Origin of the sequence: Paenibacillus macerans, from assembly GCF_050565405.1 — a bacterium.
In the GTDB taxonomy this organism is placed as follows: domain Bacteria; phylum Bacillota; class Bacilli; order Paenibacillales; family Paenibacillaceae; genus Fontibacillus; species Fontibacillus macerans_B.
In genome coordinates, this window is record NZ_JBNYYG010000002.1 from 104,603 (window position 1) to 122,046 (window position 17,444).

The window sequence follows — 17,444 nt, forward strand, 5'->3', positions numbered from 1 at the left end:
CAGCTTCTATTATATAGGATGCGACAAGCCCCGTATATGGATACGGAAGAGAAGGAGGTTTCCGAAAAAGGGGCCCCGAGGCCGGGGATCGACAATATTCGAAGAAAAAAGAGCGCGTAATTTCCGCGCGCTCTCCCGCAACCGTCCTAATCTTCCGGCTCACCCTCGTCCCCTTAGCTCCTTACCTTCGGCCGTTCGTACGCCTCCAGCGCCGCCTGAACGGCGAGACCGGCCGGGACGCGGCCGCCTTGGCGAAGGATCGCCGCCTCCAACGCCCCCAACAGGCGCAGCACGTTCGCCGCCCGGCAGCTGTAGCCCATCGTGCCGATGCGCCAGATCCGCCCCATCAGCGGGCCGAAAGAGCTGGCGATTTCAATGCCGAAACCGTTCAGCAGCAGGTCCCGCACCGCCTCTCCGTCTACGCCCTCGGGGATGTTGACGCAGGTAACCATCGGCATTTTGCAGGCGGGATCGCCGTACAGCGTCAGGCCCATCGCCGCAAGCCCCTGCATCAACGCCTGCTCATGCAGCCGGTGCCGCGCGAACCGTTCCGCAAGCCCCTCCTCCAGCACGAGCCGCAAGCCTTCGCGTAGCGCGTATAACATCGAGGTCATTTCCGTGTGATGATTCAGCCGGAGCGGGCTCCAATAATCCTGAAGCATGCCGAGGTCGAAATAGTTGCTCCGGATCGCCATAGGGCCTTCGATCGCAGCGGCGTCGGTCCGCAGGCCCCGCTCCACCCGTTTGCGCGTCAGCAGTTTCCGTTCGGCGCGGTCGTTGTACGTGATCGGCGCCATGCCGGACGGGACGGACAAGCATTTCTGCGTCCCGCCGATCACGGCGTCCAGCTGCCAGGCGTCCGTCTCGACGGGAACGCCGCCAATCGTAGCCACGGCATCGACGATCAGCAGGGCGCCGGCCTCGCGGCATGCCTCCCCGAGGCCTTCGAGCGGCTGGAGCCGGCCCGTCGACGTCTCCCCATGCACCATCGCGACGATCTGCGGCCGCACCTTGCGGATTTCGGCGATAATCTCTTCAGGCGCGAACACGCTCCCCCACGGTCGCTCCAACGTATGCACCTCCGCCCCGCAGCGGTCGGCGATTTCGTGCAGCAGATGGCCGAAGCGGCCGTAAATCGGCACGAACACGCGGTCCCCCGGCGCGATCAGGCTGACCATCGCCGCCTCGATGCCCGAACGGGAAGTGCCGTTCACGGGATATGCCCATGCGTTGTCCGTTGCGAACACCTCGCGGAGCATCCCCATCGTTTCGTTCATGAGATCGGTAAACTCGGGATCAAACTGGCCTAGCACCGGGAAAGACATCGCCCGCAGCACGCGTGGATCGACTTCGACCGGGCCGGGCGTCATGATGCAACGCTGGGACGGCGATAAATCGTCAAACCGCTTCATACCTACTCCCCCTTTAGGTTAACCGTTGGCCGTCGCCCGGGTCGTCCGTTCCTTCTTCGCATTCGTAGCCGAGCTTATAGAGAAGCGCAAGCAGAACATCCAGCCCCGAGGCGAGATCTGCCGGAGACGTATACTCCTCCGGGGCATGGCTGATGCCGGACGCGCTTGGCACGAATACCATCGCGGCCGGACACCGCGGGGCGAACAGCTGGGCGTCGTGCCCCGCCCCGCTGACCATGCTTCGCCAGCGCAGCCCCCGGCGGTCGCATACGGACGCCAGCTCCGCTTGCAGGCGGGCGTCCATATGCGCCGGGGCCGCGGTTAGCCGCGGTTCGAGGCGGACGGCAACGTCCCGCCGCTTGGCGATGGCGGCAAACGCGGCGTCCACCGCCGCGCAAAACGCTTCGAGCTCCGCCTCCCGGCTGTGCCGGATATCCAGCGTGAAGCGGACCTCGCCGGGGATGACGTTCGGCGTATTGGGCCGTACGTCCAGCCGGCCGACGGTGGCCACCAGCGGGTCGCCCGCCTCGGCGGCCAACGCCTCCAACCGCAGCGTCAGATCCGCTGCCGCCGCCAGGGCATCGCGCCGCAGGCCCATCGGCGTCGTTCCCGCATGGTTCGCCGTCCCTTCGACGGTGACGGCGAACCGCCGTTGGCCGGCGATCGCGCTCACGATGCCGATCTGCGTTTCGCTGCGCTCCAGCACGATGCCCTGCTCGACGTGGAGCTCCACGTACGCGGCGATGTCGCCGCACCGCGGAGCCGGCCGCCGAGGGCCAAGCTGGCAGTCCGCCATCGCCTCCTGCAGCGTTACGCCGGCTTCGTCCCGGCACCCGGCCGCTTCCCGGCCGTCGTACAAGCCGGTGAGATGGCCGGAGCCCCAGAACGTCAGCGGGAAACGGCTGCCCTCCTCCTCGGCGAAGGAAACCGCCACGAGCGTCCGCAGCGGCGGTCCGTACGCGCGGTACAAATGCTGCAACGCCGTAACGGACGCCGCTACGCCGTAAGCCCCGTCGTATTTCCCCCCGTTCACTACCGTGTCGATGTGCGAGCCGGTCAGTACGACCCGTTCGCTCGAACGGCTTCCGGAGAGCCGCCCGTAGACGTTGCCGACGCCGTCGGCAAAGCTGTCCAGCCCGCTCTCCGCCATCCTCTCCAGCAAAAAGCGCTGCGCTCCCGCCCACTCGGGGCTGTAGAGCAGCCGGGTGACGCCGGGACCCGGATCGCTGAAGCTCGCCAGCTTCTCCAGCAGCTCCAACATGTCGGCCGCCGCCGCACCGAGGTCGATAGGTTGCGGCCGTGCAGGGGACCCGCTCATGGCGACGGCTGCCTTTCGCCGAGACCGACCGGTTTCCCGCCGCCGGGATTCAGCAGGCCTTCTTGCAGCGTGTATACCGGCCGGCCGCGCAGCAGCGTAGCGGTCACCCGGCAGGAGATCTCCATTCCTGCATAGGGACTGTGCTTATGCCGGTAACGCAGCTCCTCGGCCTTTAGCACGTAGGGCATCGCCGGATGCAGCAGCGCCAGATCCGCGTTCAGGCCCACCGCGATCGCGCCTTTGCGCTCGGACAGGCCAAAGCGATCCGCCGGCCCTCCAGAAATCAGCCGCGAGATGAGGGGAACCGGCAGGCCCCTCCGGTTGACGCCCTCGTGGAACATCAGCTCCAGGCTGCTCTGCGCCCCGGAAATGCCGCCCCAGGCCGCAAAGAAGGTCAGGCCGGAAGCCAGCTTCAGCTCGGGCGGGCAAGGCGAATGATCGGAAGCGATAAGATCGATTTTCCCGTCGGCCAACGCCTGCCAGAGCTTCTCCCGCTCCTCGGGGCTCCGCAGCGGCGGCGCGCATTTCGCCACCGGACCGAGCCGGGCCATATCGTCCTCCGTCAGCAGTAAATAGTGCGGACAGGTTTCGGCGGATACGTCCTGGCCGCGCCGCTTGGCTTCATGAATCAGCTCGATCGCCGCCGCCGTGCTGACGTGGACGAAGTGCAGCCGGCAGCCCGTTCGCTCCCCATACAGCAACGCGCGGGCCACCGCCTCCAGCTCGGCCAACGCCGGCCGGGAAGCCGCGAAGTCGCGGGCTCCCGTTCTGCCGGAGCGGACCGCGTCGGCGCCGAGCACGGCCGTCATCCGGTCGCTTTCGGCATGCAGCGCCAGGATGCCGCCAAGCTCGGCGATTTTGGCCATCCCCAGATAAAGGGTTTCGTCATCGACTTCGCGGAAGCGGCCTTCGCCGTCTCCGCCGGGATTCGAGAGGAATGCCTTGAAACCGGGTACGCCCGCCGCCCACAGCGGCTCCAATTCGGCCGCGTTGCCGGGAACGAGGCCGCCCCAAAACGCGTAATCGACGGCGGAACGGCCTTCGGCCAGCCGGGCCTTCAGCATTAGCGCAGGCAGGTTCACCGTCGGGGGATTGCCGTTTAGCGGCATATCCACGTAAGTCGTGCAGCCGCCGGCCGCCAGCGCCGCCGAACCTGTGGCGAAGCCCTCCCAATGTCCGAAGGCCGGCTCGTTAAAATGAACATGCGCGTCGATCATGCCGGGCAGGACATATTGGCCCTCCGCATCCAGGACGACCGTGCCCGCTCCCGGCATCAGGTTTTCCCCCAGGGCGGCGATTTTCCCGGCCGCAATGCCGACGTCGAGTCGGGCGACTTCGGTCGGCAGCACCGCCATCCCGTTTTTGATGATAAGCTCGAAATCAGGTCCCATCCGTCAGTCCCTCCCTTGATTGCGTCGCCGCTTCGCCCTCTTAGCAAGCGTTCAGCTTCCTCTGTATGTGCTGTAGCCGCCCGGCGCCAGCAGCAGCGGTACGTGGTAATGACCGCCCTCCGCGCGGATGTGGAAGCGAATCGGGATCAGGTCCAGAAACCCGGGGTCGCCGTCGTCTCCCGCTATTCCGCCAAGAGCACCGTTACGGGCACCCCCGTGAGGTCCGGCCGGCGAAGCCGGATGTTCCAACCGACGGAAATAATCCCCCGCATGGAATAGCAACTCGTATTCCCCCGCGATCATTTCCGGTCCCTCCAGCAGCGGCGCATCCAGCCTCCCGTCCGCATTCGTGCGAACCGAACGGATCGGAAAGCTCCGATCCCGCTCCAGCCGACGAAGCTCCATGAAGACGCCGGCTGCCGGAATGCCCCGCGCCAGATCCAGCACGTGGGTCGTTAACCTTCCTTCGCTCATGCCGCCTCTCCTCCCTGGAGACTCGTTTCCAGTTATCTCCGGTTTACTCCAAAACCAGATCCCCCAGCCGGAATCGGGTGATGGTTGCGACTTCGGCCAATGCCCGTTCGTACTCCCGATCCGGCGTCGATTCAATCCGTTCGGAAATCGACCGGAGGATATCGTCCTTGTTCTTGCCCCGAACCGCCAAAATGAACGGGAAGCCGAATTTCTCCGTATACCTCCGGTTCAAGTCGGTTAATGCAGCGAATTCCTCGGGCGTCAGCCGGTCGAGTCCCGCCCCCTGCTGCTCGGCCGCCGACAAAGGCGTGACCTGTATCTGGGTCGCAAGATCGGGATGCGCGCGCAGCAGCCGGAGCGCCGTCTCCCGACTGGCATTTCGGACGGCGGAGAGCATCACCCCGTGCAGCTCCCCGACCGAACCGAACGGCTTCGCGCCAAACGCCGCCTCCGCGATCCAGGGAGAATGCTCGAAAATGCCGCCCAGCGCTTCCGTAAATTCCTCCTTGCTCATACGATTGAGAAGCTTCAGTGTGGGCATCGACGCGTTAGTTTCCATGGTCGGCCGCTCCTTTTTCGATCGCTTTGTTCACGGCCCGCATGATGCCGCCGTAACCCGTGCACCGGCATAAATTGCCGGACAACGCCTCTTCGATCTCCTCCGGCTTCGGCTGCGGGCGTTCCGCCAGCAGGGCGACAACGGAAATGACCATGCCCGGCGTGCAATAGCCGCATTGAAACCCGCCTTCCTCGAGAAAAGCTTGCTGGACCGGATGCAGCCCTCCGGCGCTTAAGCCCTCGATGGTGGTCACGTCCGCTCCTTCGCATTGGTAGGCCATCATCAAGCAGGCATTGACCGGACGGCCGTTTAGCAGCACCATGCAGGAGCCGCATCGGCCCAGCTCGCAGGAGCGTTTCGTGCCGGTCAGCCTCAGATCGTCGCGCAGGACCGCAAGCAGCCGGCGGGTCGGCGGAACCTCCAGGGTTACCGGACGGCCGTTAACGCGGAAGCCGACCGTAAACGGGCGCTCTCCGGCCCTGAGCCCCGAATTGCCCTCCGCGGATTCGCAGCTCTCCGGAAGCATAGCTTCATAGGCGGCCGCCTCCTCGCTGCAGCCGGGAACCGATCCGTGCGGCAGTCCGGGGGGATTTACGTTGGCAGCCTGATTATCCGGCATGCGCATTCACCGCCTTCCCGGTCGCAAACGGCGTCGCCTGCAATTCCTCCGGCGCGATCGGCAGCCGGTTGACGCGCTTGCCGGCCGCCTGATACACGGCGGCGGCCACGGCGGGGGCCAGGCCGACCGAACCCACCTCGCCGACGCCGCGGGGTCCGTAGGCATCCTGCTCCGGCAAATCCTCGATCGGCTGCACTTGAATGCCTCCGTTCAAATCGACGATCGTCGGGATGAGGTAAGTATCCAGATTTATCGTCATGTACATCCCGTCATTCATCAGGGCATCTTCCGTCAGCGTAAAACCGGCCGCCATCGCGCTGCCGCCTTCGATTTGCCCCAAATAGCCTTGCGGGTTGGCAACCGGTCCGGCGGCGACCGAATGGTATTGGTCCATGATCCGCACCCTTCCGGTAAGCAGGTTGACCTCGACCTTGACGACAACGGCGGCATACGTATACAGAAAATGGGCGCCGACCCGTTCCAGCGTCGTCGTCGGGTAATGGAACACCGTCTCGCTGACGATCGGCTCCGTCAGGCTGCCGGCCAGCTCGCCATAGGTCATGACCCGTTCGCCGTCCCTCCACATGCCGCCCGGGCCCGGAAGCGATCCCGAGCCGCAGCCGGCCGCGTAGGCCGCCGCGGCCAGCTTGGAACTGAAATCGGGATGCAGCCGGCGCAGCGTCATCCACATCATGCTGGTCGCCCGCGATGCGGTACTCGAGCCGCTGTCCGGAACGACGTCCGTGTCGCCGATGATAATACGCAGATCCTCGGCGGCAAAGCCGTATTGCTCGGTTAACATCTGCTCCAGCGTGGCGATCAGGCCTTGCCCGAATTCTTCGTAGCCGAATACCGCTTCGATCCGTCCGTCCGATGCGAGCCGCAGGCGGCCGCCGGCCGGGTCGGGAATGCCGAAGCCAAGCCCCGCCCCATGCATGGCGATCGCCGCTCCGATGCCCGTAACGGTCCAAGGGCCGCGGGGGGACGGGTCACTGCCGGGCCCGCGGTTCCGCTCGGCCATCAGCTGGCTGGCCGCCAACGCCTCCCATACCTGTCGCGCCCCGTCGGTCTGGGCGATCGGTTGTCCCAACGGCCCGGGATCCCCGCATTCCCGCAGGTTCAGCCGGCGCATCTCCCACGGATCGACGCCGGCGGCCGCCGCCAACCGGTCGATCTGGCCCTCCAGGGCGAAGATCGCCTGATTGCCCCCAAAGCCGCGAAATTCGCCGGACACGCCGTTATTGGTATACACGCAATAGCTTTCCACGTCGACATGCTCTAAGCGATAAGGGCCGATCACGTGCTCGGTGGCGAAATTGAGCACTTCGGCGCCGAGCGTGGCGTAGGCACCCGTATCCGAAACGATGCGGACGGTGTGGGCCACCAGCCGGCCATCCTCGGCGCAGCCGGTTTTCATCGTGATTTTCATCGGGTGGCGCTTGAGTCCGGCGCGGATCGATTCTGCGCGGGAGTTATGCAACCGGACCGGCCTCTCCGTCCGCAACGCAAGCAGCGCCCCGTACGGCTGGACGTTCAGTTCGTCCTTGCCCCCGAACGAGCCGCCGATCGGGCTGGAAACGACGCGAATCCTCTCCTCCGGCAGATTCAGGATGCGGGATAGCTGCATGCGATCCTTCAATCCGTGCTGGGTGGCGGAGTAAACGGTCAGCCGTCCGTCCGCCTCGGGGATGAACAACCCGCCTTCGGTTTCCATATACGTATGCATTTGCCGCGGCGTGCAGTAGGTCTCCTCCGCTACATAAGCGCATAAGGCGAAGGCCTCCTCCGGGCAACCCTTGCGGTATTCCGCGCGATGCAGCACGTTCCCTTCGGGATGCAGCGCGATCGCTTCCTCCTTCATGGCCTCCTCGGGATCCGCGATCACCGGGAGCGGCTCGTATTCCACCTCGATCAGCGTCAGCGCATACTCGGCGATCTCCTCGGTTTCGGCCGCCACCGCCGCGATGGCGTCGCCGGTGTAACGTACCCGTTCGCCGCAAAACACCGGCTGATGCGGAAACGCGATGCCGAACGCATTCAAGCCGGGAACGTCCGCGTGCGTGAGCACGGCGTGCACGCCGGGTAAATCGACGGCCCGCTTCGTACGTATGCCGATGATACGGGCATGGGCCTGTGCGCTCCTCAGGACGCGTCCGATCAGCATGCCTTCGGCTGCTTTGTCGGTCAAATACTGCAGATTTCCCGTCACTTTATCCATACCGTCGGGCCGCGTTCGCCAACGGGCACCGCTGGATTCTCGATTCAGCACCATGATCCCCTCTCCCCTTTCGCCTTCAACCTTGCGATCTACGCCTAACGCGCCTGCCTATCATCGGCTCTTCCTACACTCGGGAATCCGCCGTTTGCGGCCCGCTGCCGGGCTCCGGCATCCTTTCAAGCAGCCGCCACAGCTCCGCGGCAATGAGATTGGCCGCCGTCTTTCGCTTATACGCCGCCGTCGCAAACGCATCGCCGGCCGCTTCATACTCTTCGAGCACCGCCTCGTAAACGAGCGGCAGGAGCTCCTCGCGGAAGCGTCCGCCTTCCAGCAGCGCCTCCGCCCGCCCGAGCCGGTGCGGGCGGCCGCTGCCCCCGCCGGCGGCGATGCGGACGCCCCTCAGCAAACCGTCCGCGCCGACGGTGCCGGACAGCGCCGCCGTGACCAGCGACGGAGTAAAAGCCTCCCGGCGTCCGACCTTGCGGTAAGCCTCGTAGCGCCGTTCGCCCGCGCCCGCCTCCGCTTTCGGAATCCGAACGCCCGCAACGATGGCCTGCGGGGCGCCTTCCCCGCTCCAGCGGACCGCGAGCCAATCCCGGACGGGGAGGGACACTTCGCCTGCCTCTCCATCGTATACGTCCAACACCGCGTCGATCGCGAGCAGCGCGGGCAGAACATCCCCGTAACCGGAAGCGATATTCCCGCCCAACGTCGCCAGATTGCGGACCGACGGCGCCGCGATGACCCGGGCCGCCTCCCGTAAAGAAGGGGCCGCAGCCTCGAGCTCAGCGCTGCTCCGGCAAACCGACATATCCGTCATTGCGCCGATACGGATTTCGCCTCCGTCAGCGTGAATCCCCGACATCCCCTCCACCCCGCGCAGGTCGATCAGCGCCTTCGGCAGAGTCGCCGTTCCGGCGTCCCATTGCGTGCGCAGCAGCGTGCTGCCGGCCACATACACCGCATCCGGCCCAAGCTCCCGTTTCAACTCCCAGGCTTCTTGCAAGGAACGAGGATGGTAAAGCACCGGCGTTATGATTGGTATATCATCCCTTGCAATCATGTCGATTCCTCCTTATCGGACCTTCATCGAGTTCCACGAGTTATATTCGAACGGGATGGATCCGGTCAGCTTCTCCTTAAGCCTGATGCTAAAAGCGCTGCTCTCGCACATAAGGCACGCCCAGCGATTCCGGCGTTCCGGAAGGCTTGCCCCGGTCGCGGTACCCCAAATACATCAGCACGAGAATCGTGACGAGATAGGGAATCATCTTCAGAAAATACGGCGGAACGGCGCTCCCGAGCAGCTGCATCCGGAATCCGAGCGAATCGAGCGCGCCGAAGAAATAAGCGCATAACAGCGCCCGCAGCGGATTCCACCGGGCAAAGATGACCAAGCCCACCGCGATCCAGCCCCGTCCCGCCGTCAAGCCTTCGTTCCAGGTCGGAGCGACGGCCAGGACCATATCCGCGCCGGCCAGCCCGATCAGGATCGCGCCCGCGGTCACATAACCGTAGCGGATCAAGCGGACGCGAATTCCCATCACGTCGGCCGTGGCCGGGCTATCTCCGACGGCCCGCAAATGCAGGCCCCACGAGGTGCGGTGAATCAATAAATGAAGCGCGATCACCAGCGCGAAGCTCAACCAGGTCAGCAGGTCGAGGCGGCCGAAAAGGTCCCCGATCACCGGAATCGGCTCCAGCATATCGAGCGATATCCGCGGCAACGTCCCCGGCAGCGGATTCCCGCTGATCGACTTTCCGAGGTAGGCGCTTAGACCGCTGCCGAACAGCGTCATCGCCAGCCCGCACATCGCCTGATTGGCCCTGAGCGTCACCGCCAGGAAGGCATGCAACAAGCCCAGGAACGCGATAACGGCAGCCGTTGCCAGCAAAGCCAAAGCCAAATTTCCCGAACGGATGAACACGAGGCAGGTCGTGACCGCCCCCATGAGCATCAGGCCTTCGGCACCCAGTTGGATGATTCCGGCCCGTTCGGTAAGAATCCCGCCCAGTGTGGCTAGCAGCAGCGGCGTTCCTGCGGTCATGGCGGCGAGCAGCAATTGGGTCATAAAGTCCATGCCAAATCCTCCTTAGCGTTACGCTCTCCGGCGAATGCGGAAACGGGTTACCCTATCGCCGGCAATCAGAAAAAACAGGATCGCGCCCTGCAGCATTTCCGAAATGGACGACGGCAGGCCGATGGTCTGCACGCTGTATCCTCCGACGATCAAGCCGCCGAACAGCAGCGCGGAAACGACCAGACCGAGCGGATTCAGTTTGGCCAGCCAGGCAACGATGATCGCGGTATAGCCGTAACCCGGCGAAATGCCCTGCATCAGCTTATGGCTGACGCCCGACACTTCGGCCATGCCGGCCAATCCGGCCAGCCCGCCGCTGATCAGCATAACGGTAATGACGTGGCGGGAGATCGGAATGCCGGCATATCGCGCCGCAATCGGGTTGGCACCGATCAAGCGCAGCTCGTAACCCCAGCGGGTGAAGCGAATCAGCAAGTAATAAATCGCGACGGCGGCCACGGCAAAAACCAGGCCGATATGCAGCCGGGTCCCGCCCAGCACCGGCAACGACTGCGCAGCGGTAAATAGCGGAGACCCCGGCATGTTGAAGCCTGCAGGGTCTTTCCAGGGGCCGATAACGACATAATCGAGCGCCAGCAGCGCTACATAATTGAGCATCAGCGATGTGATCAACTCGTTGACGCCAAAATGCGTGCGCGGAATCGCCGTCAGCAGTCCCCAGAAAGCCCCGGCGGCGATCCCGAAGAGCAGCATGAGCAGGATCGACCAGAACGACGGGAGCCCGGGAAAATAGATCGTGACCGCCGTCGCGGCGATCGCCCCGACCGTCAGCTGCCCTTCCGCGCCGATGTTCCATACCGAGATGCGATAGGCAACGGCGATACCCAGCCCGCACAGAAGCAGCGGAATCGCTTTGACCAGCGTCTCTGTAACGCCGAAGGAGGTGCCGAACGCGCCGCTCCACATCTTCGCGTACACCGTCCACGGGTTCATGCCATTCAGGTAGATAAACACGGCGCACAGGATGAGAGCCAATACGACCGAAAGCACCGGCGTCCACCAGGGCGTCCGGACCCGGGTTGCATCGAACTCCAGGCGCCACGGCGCTTTCCGCCCGGCCGTCTTGCGGCTGATCAACGGTTCCGCCAGCGTTGCCCCGCTCGTCTTTTGCCGGCTCATACGACGCTCTCCTCTCTGTCCCGTATGCCCGCCATCAGCAGGCCCAGGCTTTCCCGATCCGCCTTACCATGGCTTTGCTCGCCGATGATCGCTCCGTTATACATCACGAGAATCCGGTCGGCTAGCTGCATCAGCTCATCAAGATCCTCCGAGATCAACAGCACGCCGCTGCCGGAAGCCCGCAGGCCCAGCAGCAGCTCATGCACCCCGGCGGCGGCGCCGACGTCCAGTCCCTGCGTCGGATGCACCGCAACCATCAGCTTCGGTCGGTGGGACACTTCCCGGGCGAACAGCAGCTTCTGCTGGTTGCCGCCCGACAGCTGCTGGACCGGGGTGTCGAGCCCCGGCGTCCTGACGTCGAACCGCTGCACGAGTTGCTCGGACCACAAACGGTTTTTGGCCGACTTCAGGATGCCAAGACGCGAGTGTTCCTGCTTGCGGTACGACTTGAATAGCAGGTTGTCGACGGACCCGAGGCTTCCGGCGAGGCCGCTTTTCATCCGGTTCTCCGGCACATGGGAGATGCCGGCCTCAATGGCCCCGCGCACCGAAGCGGTTTTGACGGGCTCGCCGTCAAAGAACAATTCGCCTTCACGCCAGCTTCTTAACCCGGTCAGCACCTCGGCCAATTCCTTCTGGCCGTTTCCCGCCACGCCGGCCACGCCGACGATTTCGCCTTGGCGAACGGTAAGCGACACGCGGTCCAGCGCTTTGCGCCCGTGTTCGGCCACGGCGCTGATCCGGTTTACGACCAGTAACTCCGCGCCTTCCGTCGCGTCGCGTTCGCGGCGCTCCATGACGACTTCCCTCCCGACCATCAGCCGGGCCAATTCTCGTTCATCCGTACTTTCGGTGAGCAGCGTGGCGATCATTTTCCCTTTCCGCATCACGGAAATGCGATCCGAGGACGCCAGCACTTCCTTCATCTTATGAGTCGTCATAATGACGGTTTTGCCTTCTTCCTTCATGCGGCGCAGCGTTACGAACAGCCCCTCGGCCTCTCCCGGGGTCAATACCGACGTCGGTTCGTCCAAAATGATAATGTCGGCTCCGCGGTACAACGTCTTGACGATTTCCACGCGTTGCTGCTCGCCGACCGACAGCTGCCAGACGGGCCGATCGACCGGAATATGCAACCCGAAGCGTTCCGCCAGCTCTTCCATTACCCGATGCTTGCGTTTGATCCAGTTGCGGCCGCGCCAGAAAGACGATTTTTCGCCAAGCACGATATTTTCCGCAGCCGTCAGCGTCGGCACCAGGCGGAAGTTTTGAAACACCATGCCGATGCCGAGCTGAGCCGCTTGTTTCGGGGAATGGATTTGGGCCGGCCTGCCGTGAATCGAAATCTCCCCCTCATCCGCCCTGTAAACGCCCGACAGCATGCTCATGACCGTGCTTTTTCCCGCTCCGTTCTCACCGAGCAGCGCATGGATTTCCCCCGCGTTTGCCGAAAAATCGACTTGATCGTTCGCGATGACCGAACCGAACCGTTTGACGATGCCGCGCATTTCCACCGAATACCCTTGCATACGGAATGCCTCCTTTCCCCCGGTTGTAGTACGGGTGGAGAAGGTTTCCGCCTCGGAAGCCCGCCCCACCCATATCCGTTTTCGCCAAATGTTCAATCGGTCCGCATTACTTCGGAATCGAACCGACGACGCCCTGCGCCAGCCAATCCATGCTGAGCACTTCCTCCAGCGTCAGCGACTTGCCGGCTGGCACTTTTTCATTGCCTGCGTTGTCTTGGATCGGCCCCGTGAACACGTTCAACTCGCCGCTGACGATTTTCTCCTGCGCATCCAGTACCAGCTTCTGTACGTCTTCGGCCACTTTGTTGCCGAACGGCGCCAGTTCGACCATCCCGTCGGCCATGGAGCCGGAGTATTGTTCATTGGTCCACGTTCCGTCCATGAGCGATTTGACGGTTTTGATATAATAAGGCCCCCAGTTCCATACCGGGTTCGTCAAATAGTTATCCGGCGCGTATTTCTTCATGTCGGAGTCGTTTCCGCCCGCAAACGCGCCCCGTTCGGCCGCCGCCTGCAGCGTCGCCGGGGAATCCTGGTAAGCTAGAAGGACGTCGGCGCCTTTATCCAGCAGGCTGATCGCCGCTTGGCGTTCCGTCGTCGGGTCGTACCACGTATTCGTCCAGACGACGTCAACCTTGATGTCCGGATTGACGCTTTGCGCGCCAAGCGTAAACGCGTTGAGGTTATATATGACCTCGCTGATCGGGAAAGCTCCGACGTAACCAAGATGGTTGTTTTTTGTCACCTTTCCTGCCGCGATACCGGTCAGGTAGCTGGCTTCGTAGTTCTTGCCGAAATACGTGCCCATGTTCTCGGCCGTTTTGTAACCGGAGGCATGGTCGAATTTGACGTCGGGGAACTTGCCCGCCACGTTCAGCGTGTAATCCATGTAGCCGAAGCTGGTCGTAAACACGATGTCATGATTTTGCGCCAGCTCGGTGATAATCCGCTCGGCGTCGGGACCCTCCGGCACGTTCTCGACGGCATCCGCCGCGATTCCGAGCTCCTTCTCCATCTCCTTGCGCCCGAGATCATGCTGGTAAGTGTAACCGCCGTCGCCCGGCGGCCCGATGTAAACGAAGGCAACCTTCGGTTTCCCGGCGGCCGCGTTCTCGTCAGCAGCGTTGCCGCCGGACTCGGCGGCTGCCGGCTCCGTCGGCGTTCCCTCGGCATTGCCTCCCGCATTGCTTGCCGTATTGCTATTGCTCCCGCACCCCACGAGACCCATGGCAACCACCAGCAGCAGGATCAAACTCCAACTGAATGCCATACCCCTCTTTTTATTCATCGTTCTCCTCCTCCGATAGGTATTGCTTGATATTTAAGACTTACTATAACGAAGGGCGGAGAACGATGTAAATTTACATAACATGTATTTGTGCGAGATCCTAAAAAGCAGCCGAGGTTTCTGTGCTCCTTGCACGAACCCCTCAAAAATTCCAATCGTTCATCCGATCTGTTCGGACGACGGCTGCTGCCGCAGCCACATGTTTTGAACCTCCCGAAATTCCGCCTCCGTATCGGCGTCCATCGCAAACAAAGAGGATTCCGGACGAAGGGTCAGCCCTTTGTAGGCGGAAGAGCGCAGGATTCCCGCCGCGCCCCGGTCCCCGTCCAACTGCTGCAGCGCCGGAAAGAGCGCTTTGGAGAACAGCGCCGGTGGCATGGCCTCTTCGCCGTCCGAGCAGGCGACGTAATCCAGTTCCGGCGAGCGGCGAAAAGCCTCCGACATCCGGTCTACCAATTCCGCCGTCACGAAAGGCTGATCGGCCAACGCGACGACGACGGCATCGGGATCGTAAGGGATGACCGCGTTGAGCCCGCAACGAAGCGAGAAGGATAGGCCTAAATGGGCGGTGAGGCACGTCGCCGTCCGCCGGGCTCCCGGCGTCCCCGATGCGGGCGGCAGCCACTCAAGCATATCGCCGGCCCGAACCACCACGACCAACGGCTCCAGCCCGCAAGCTTCCAGCTCGACAAGCGCCACGCTTCCAAAGGCGACGCCCGGAGACAGCTTACGCGAAACCTTGGAGCCGCCCATCCGGCTGCCTAAACCCGCCGCCAAATAGATCCCGGCAATCCTCATTTTCGTTCCCTCCTTCCTTGCTTATCGCGTACCTCGCCTTCGCCCGCTTCGCGCGGATCAGCTCGGCGACGATGCTGACGGCGATTTCTTCGGGCCCTTCGCCGCCGAGCGCCAGCCCCGCCGGCGCATGCAGCGATTCCGGCGGCTCCAGCCCCTCCAGCAACAGGGCGATCCGTGCCCTGGAGCCGATCACCCCGAGATACCGAGGACCCCGATCCAACACGCATTCGAGGAACTGCCGGTCACGTCGGAACGAATGGCTGCAGATCAACACATAATCTGCGCCGGTAATGTTCAACCATCGCGGCGCTTCGTCCGGCGGGCAAACCACGCTTTCTTCCGCCGGGAAGCCGCTCTCCAGGCCGGCCTCCCGCCAATCGGCAACGGCGACGCGGAAGCCGGCGCGGGAGGCCAGCTCGGCGACGGAACGGCCGTCCCGCCCGGCACCGAATAACACCAGCCGCGGCTTGGGCGTCAGAAGCGTCGCAAACGACGCATCCGCGAACATCTGCAACAGCTGCGATCGTAGCTTATGAGCAGGCTGCTGCTCTTGAAGGACAAACTCCTCCAGCCGATAAGCGTAACCTGCACCATCTTGGAAACGCCTCAGCAGCAAGCTTTTTCCCCGAAGCATATGATCGTGCGCCTCCGTCAGCAGCTTGCGCAGTTCTCCCTCCACCGGCTCCATGACAATCCGGATGTTGCCGCCGCAGCCGACGGCTTCGCCCCAGGACATATCGTCCGGCGACAGCATGTCGTACTCAACCGTCATCGGCCTCCCGGACATCCAGATCCCTTCGGTCCGCAGCCGCAGATCCTGTTCGAGACACCCGGGGCTAAGGCTGCCGATCGAGCCGCCCTCGGTAAATAGCATCGAGGCCCCCGGCTTCCGATAGGAATGTCCTTCCACCCGAATGAGCGTGGCCAGCACGGCCGGAAGTTCGTGGTCTTTGATGTAGGCGGCAATATCGTACATGCTCATGACACTTCCCCCCGGTCCAGCATGGTTCGAAACAGGAAAGCCAGGCGCAGCCTTAGCAAATCGTCGGTTTTCTTAAAATCGACGTCCAGCAGCTCGCTGAGCTTTTCCATCCGGTACGTCGCGGTGTTGCGGTGGATGAACAGTTTTTTGGCCGTTTCATTAAGATGTCCGTCATTTTCCAGAAAAGCCTCCAACGTCCCCATCATTTCCCGGACGTACTCCGGCTCCCGGCAAAGCAAACCCGAAAGGGTTCGGCTGCAGTATTTTTGCATTATCTCCGCCGGAACTTGCCGAAGTACCATCATAAGCTCAAGTTGGCGGAAATATGCTGCCTGCTGACCGGGATTCCAATACGGCTTCAGGCGTAATGCTTCCTTCGTTTCCTGGTAGGCTTCCCGGATTTCCTCCGGCTTGTTTTTTCGACCGCTAACCGCAGCAAGCGGATAAAATGCCGCTCGTGCCCCGATTTTTCCGAAGCACGCTTCGATATGGCCGCATAAGCGATCCGGCGCCAGCCGTTCCCCGGAATACAGCGACAACAGTCCTTCATCCACAATCAGGTGAAAAGACGGGAGCTTCGCAAGCTCCGAATGCCGGCCGTACTCCTCTTTAAGCCGGGTCAACTCCTGCAGCCTGAGCTCGCCTGCGTCGGGAACATCCGTCAGTACCAATTGATACGCCCCTTGCAGCAGGCCGGGCTGAACGGCTTCCGCCGCCTTGCACAACTCCGCGGAGGAAAAGTCGCCTTTCAAGCAGCGTCGGAACATCCGGCCGAAATCCCGGTGCAGATCCTGTTCGAAATCGTCGCCGTTTCCCGTACGCAAATAGTGCGCAATCAGTTCGGCTCCTTGGACGAACAGGCTTTCTTCGACAGGCAGCATCAGGGGATCGATGGAACTGAAGATCAGGTAGCCCGCCGTCTCTTCGCCTTGGAGGAGAGGGAGACGGTATCCGGTCGCCTCGCCGATCCGAACCTTGCGGCATTTGGATGTCCACGGCCATCCGCTAAGCAACTCCCGTTCCTCTGCAGCGGTATTGTTAAACCGCAGTTCCCCCTGCCTTCCGATGACGGCCATCGGATAGCCAATGCAATCGGAAACGGCTTCGGGCAGCGAACGGCTTCGCACGGATTCCAGCGCGAGGGTCATCAGCTTCCGCTGTTTATCGAGCATGGAGCGCAGCGCGAACGTACTGCGCGAGAGCTCTGCCCTGAATAAGCCGTTCATCTGATCGGAGAAGGTGAACTGGAACGGCAGCTCGATCAGCGGAAAGCCCAGCTCATCCGCTTCGGCGATCAGGCTGTCGGGCACCGTCTCCCAGAACCGTCCAAGCTTGATGCCAAGCCCGGACGACCCCCGCCGGTTCAGCTTCTGAAGCAGCGACGACGCCTGTTCCGGATGATCCTTGATCAGATATGCCGTCGTCAGCAGCATTTCGCCTTCCTTGATCCAGTCCGAAATATCCGGCGCATCCATCACATTTATCGATTTGACGATGCGGCGCATTCCTTTGGAGCCGGCAATCAGCCTCGCTTCCGATAACGGGTAAATCGATAACGCCTCTTCGACCGTCAAATGCATGCCGACCCCTCCCTTTCTCGCCTCAACATCCCTTTGTACGCTAACGTACGGGATC

The 17,444-nt window shown here is 62.8% G+C and carries 15 protein-coding genes; all 15 read right to left on the minus strand.

Annotated features, from left to right (window positions below):
* Positions 1 to 173 precede the first annotated feature (173 nt).
* A complete protein-coding gene (locus ACQ4N8_RS02350; RefSeq protein ID WP_430702707.1) occupies positions 174 to 1,412 on the minus strand; it encodes a pyridoxal-phosphate-dependent aminotransferase family protein in 1,239 nt (412 codons plus the stop codon).
* Positions 1,413 to 1,425: 13 nt separating this feature from the next.
* Positions 1,426 to 2,730: a M20 family metallo-hydrolase gene (locus tag ACQ4N8_RS02355; protein ID WP_430702708.1), complete on the minus strand. Its 1,305-nt coding sequence runs from the start codon at positions 2,728 to 2,730 to the stop codon at positions 1,426 to 1,428.
* A complete protein-coding gene (gene allB, locus ACQ4N8_RS02360; protein WP_430702709.1) occupies positions 2,727 to 4,121 on the minus strand; it encodes an allantoinase AllB in 1,395 nt (464 codons plus the stop codon). The genes ACQ4N8_RS02355 and allB overlap by 4 nt, the downstream gene beginning before the upstream one ends.
* A gap of 51 nt (positions 4,122 to 4,172) precedes the next feature.
* The gene (locus ACQ4N8_RS02365; RefSeq protein WP_430702710.1) at positions 4,173 to 4,595 is read right to left on the minus strand and encodes a hydroxyisourate hydrolase; all 423 of its coding nucleotides are present in this window, start codon (positions 4,593 to 4,595) and stop codon (positions 4,173 to 4,175) included.
* 43 nt (positions 4,596 to 4,638) lie between these two features.
* A complete protein-coding gene (gene uraD / locus ACQ4N8_RS02370; RefSeq protein WP_430702711.1) occupies positions 4,639 to 5,154 on the minus strand; it encodes a 2-oxo-4-hydroxy-4-carboxy-5-ureidoimidazoline decarboxylase in 516 nt (171 codons plus the stop codon).
* Positions 5,144 to 5,680, minus strand: coding sequence for a (2Fe-2S)-binding protein (locus ACQ4N8_RS02375; protein WP_430702912.1), 537 nt, complete (start codon positions 5,678 to 5,680; stop codon positions 5,144 to 5,146). The genes uraD and ACQ4N8_RS02375 overlap by 11 nt, the downstream gene beginning before the upstream one ends.
* A gap of 82 nt (positions 5,681 to 5,762) precedes the next feature.
* Positions 5,763 to 8,045 carry a xanthine dehydrogenase subunit D gene (gene pucD, locus ACQ4N8_RS02380; RefSeq protein WP_430702712.1) on the minus strand — a complete coding sequence of 761 codons (2,283 nt, stop codon included), beginning with the start codon at positions 8,043 to 8,045 and terminating at the stop codon, positions 5,763 to 5,765.
* Between the two features lie 70 nt (positions 8,046 to 8,115).
* Positions 8,116 to 9,054, minus strand: a complete 939-nt coding sequence (locus ACQ4N8_RS02385; RefSeq protein WP_430702713.1) for an FAD binding domain-containing protein — start codon at positions 9,052 to 9,054, stop codon at positions 8,116 to 8,118.
* Positions 9,055 to 9,142: 88 nt separating this feature from the next.
* On the minus strand, positions 9,143 to 10,072 hold the full coding sequence (locus ACQ4N8_RS02390) for an ABC transporter permease (protein WP_430702714.1): 930 nt from the start codon (positions 10,070 to 10,072) through the stop codon (positions 9,143 to 9,145).
* Positions 10,073 to 10,090: 18 nt separating this feature from the next.
* Positions 10,091 to 11,212 (minus strand): ABC transporter permease, encoded by a 1,122-nt coding sequence (locus tag ACQ4N8_RS02395; RefSeq protein ID WP_430702715.1) that lies wholly within the window; start codon positions 11,210 to 11,212, stop codon positions 10,091 to 10,093.
* Positions 11,209 to 12,741 carry an ABC transporter ATP-binding protein gene (locus tag ACQ4N8_RS02400; RefSeq protein ID WP_430702716.1) on the minus strand — a complete coding sequence of 511 codons (1,533 nt, stop codon included), beginning with the start codon at positions 12,739 to 12,741 and terminating at the stop codon, positions 11,209 to 11,211. The genes ACQ4N8_RS02395 and ACQ4N8_RS02400 overlap by 4 nt, the downstream gene beginning before the upstream one ends.
* A 106-nt stretch (positions 12,742 to 12,847) precedes the next feature.
* A complete protein-coding gene (locus tag ACQ4N8_RS02405) occupies positions 12,848 to 14,029 on the minus strand; it encodes a BMP family ABC transporter substrate-binding protein (RefSeq protein WP_430702717.1) in 1,182 nt (393 codons plus the stop codon).
* A gap of 159 nt (positions 14,030 to 14,188) precedes the next feature.
* Positions 14,189 to 14,827 carry a nucleotidyltransferase family protein gene (locus tag ACQ4N8_RS02410; protein ID WP_430702718.1) on the minus strand — a complete coding sequence of 213 codons (639 nt, stop codon included), beginning with the start codon at positions 14,825 to 14,827 and terminating at the stop codon, positions 14,189 to 14,191.
* Positions 14,757 to 15,809, minus strand: a complete 1,053-nt coding sequence (locus ACQ4N8_RS02415; protein ID WP_430702719.1) for an XdhC family protein — start codon at positions 15,807 to 15,809, stop codon at positions 14,757 to 14,759. The genes ACQ4N8_RS02410 and ACQ4N8_RS02415 overlap by 71 nt, the downstream gene beginning before the upstream one ends.
* Complete coding sequence (locus ACQ4N8_RS02420; protein WP_430702720.1) at positions 15,806 to 17,389, minus strand: PucR family transcriptional regulator; 1,584 nt, start codon at positions 17,387 to 17,389, stop codon at positions 15,806 to 15,808. Before ACQ4N8_RS02420 ends, ACQ4N8_RS02415 begins: the two co-directional genes overlap by 4 nt.
* Positions 17,390 to 17,444 lie beyond the last annotated feature (55 nt).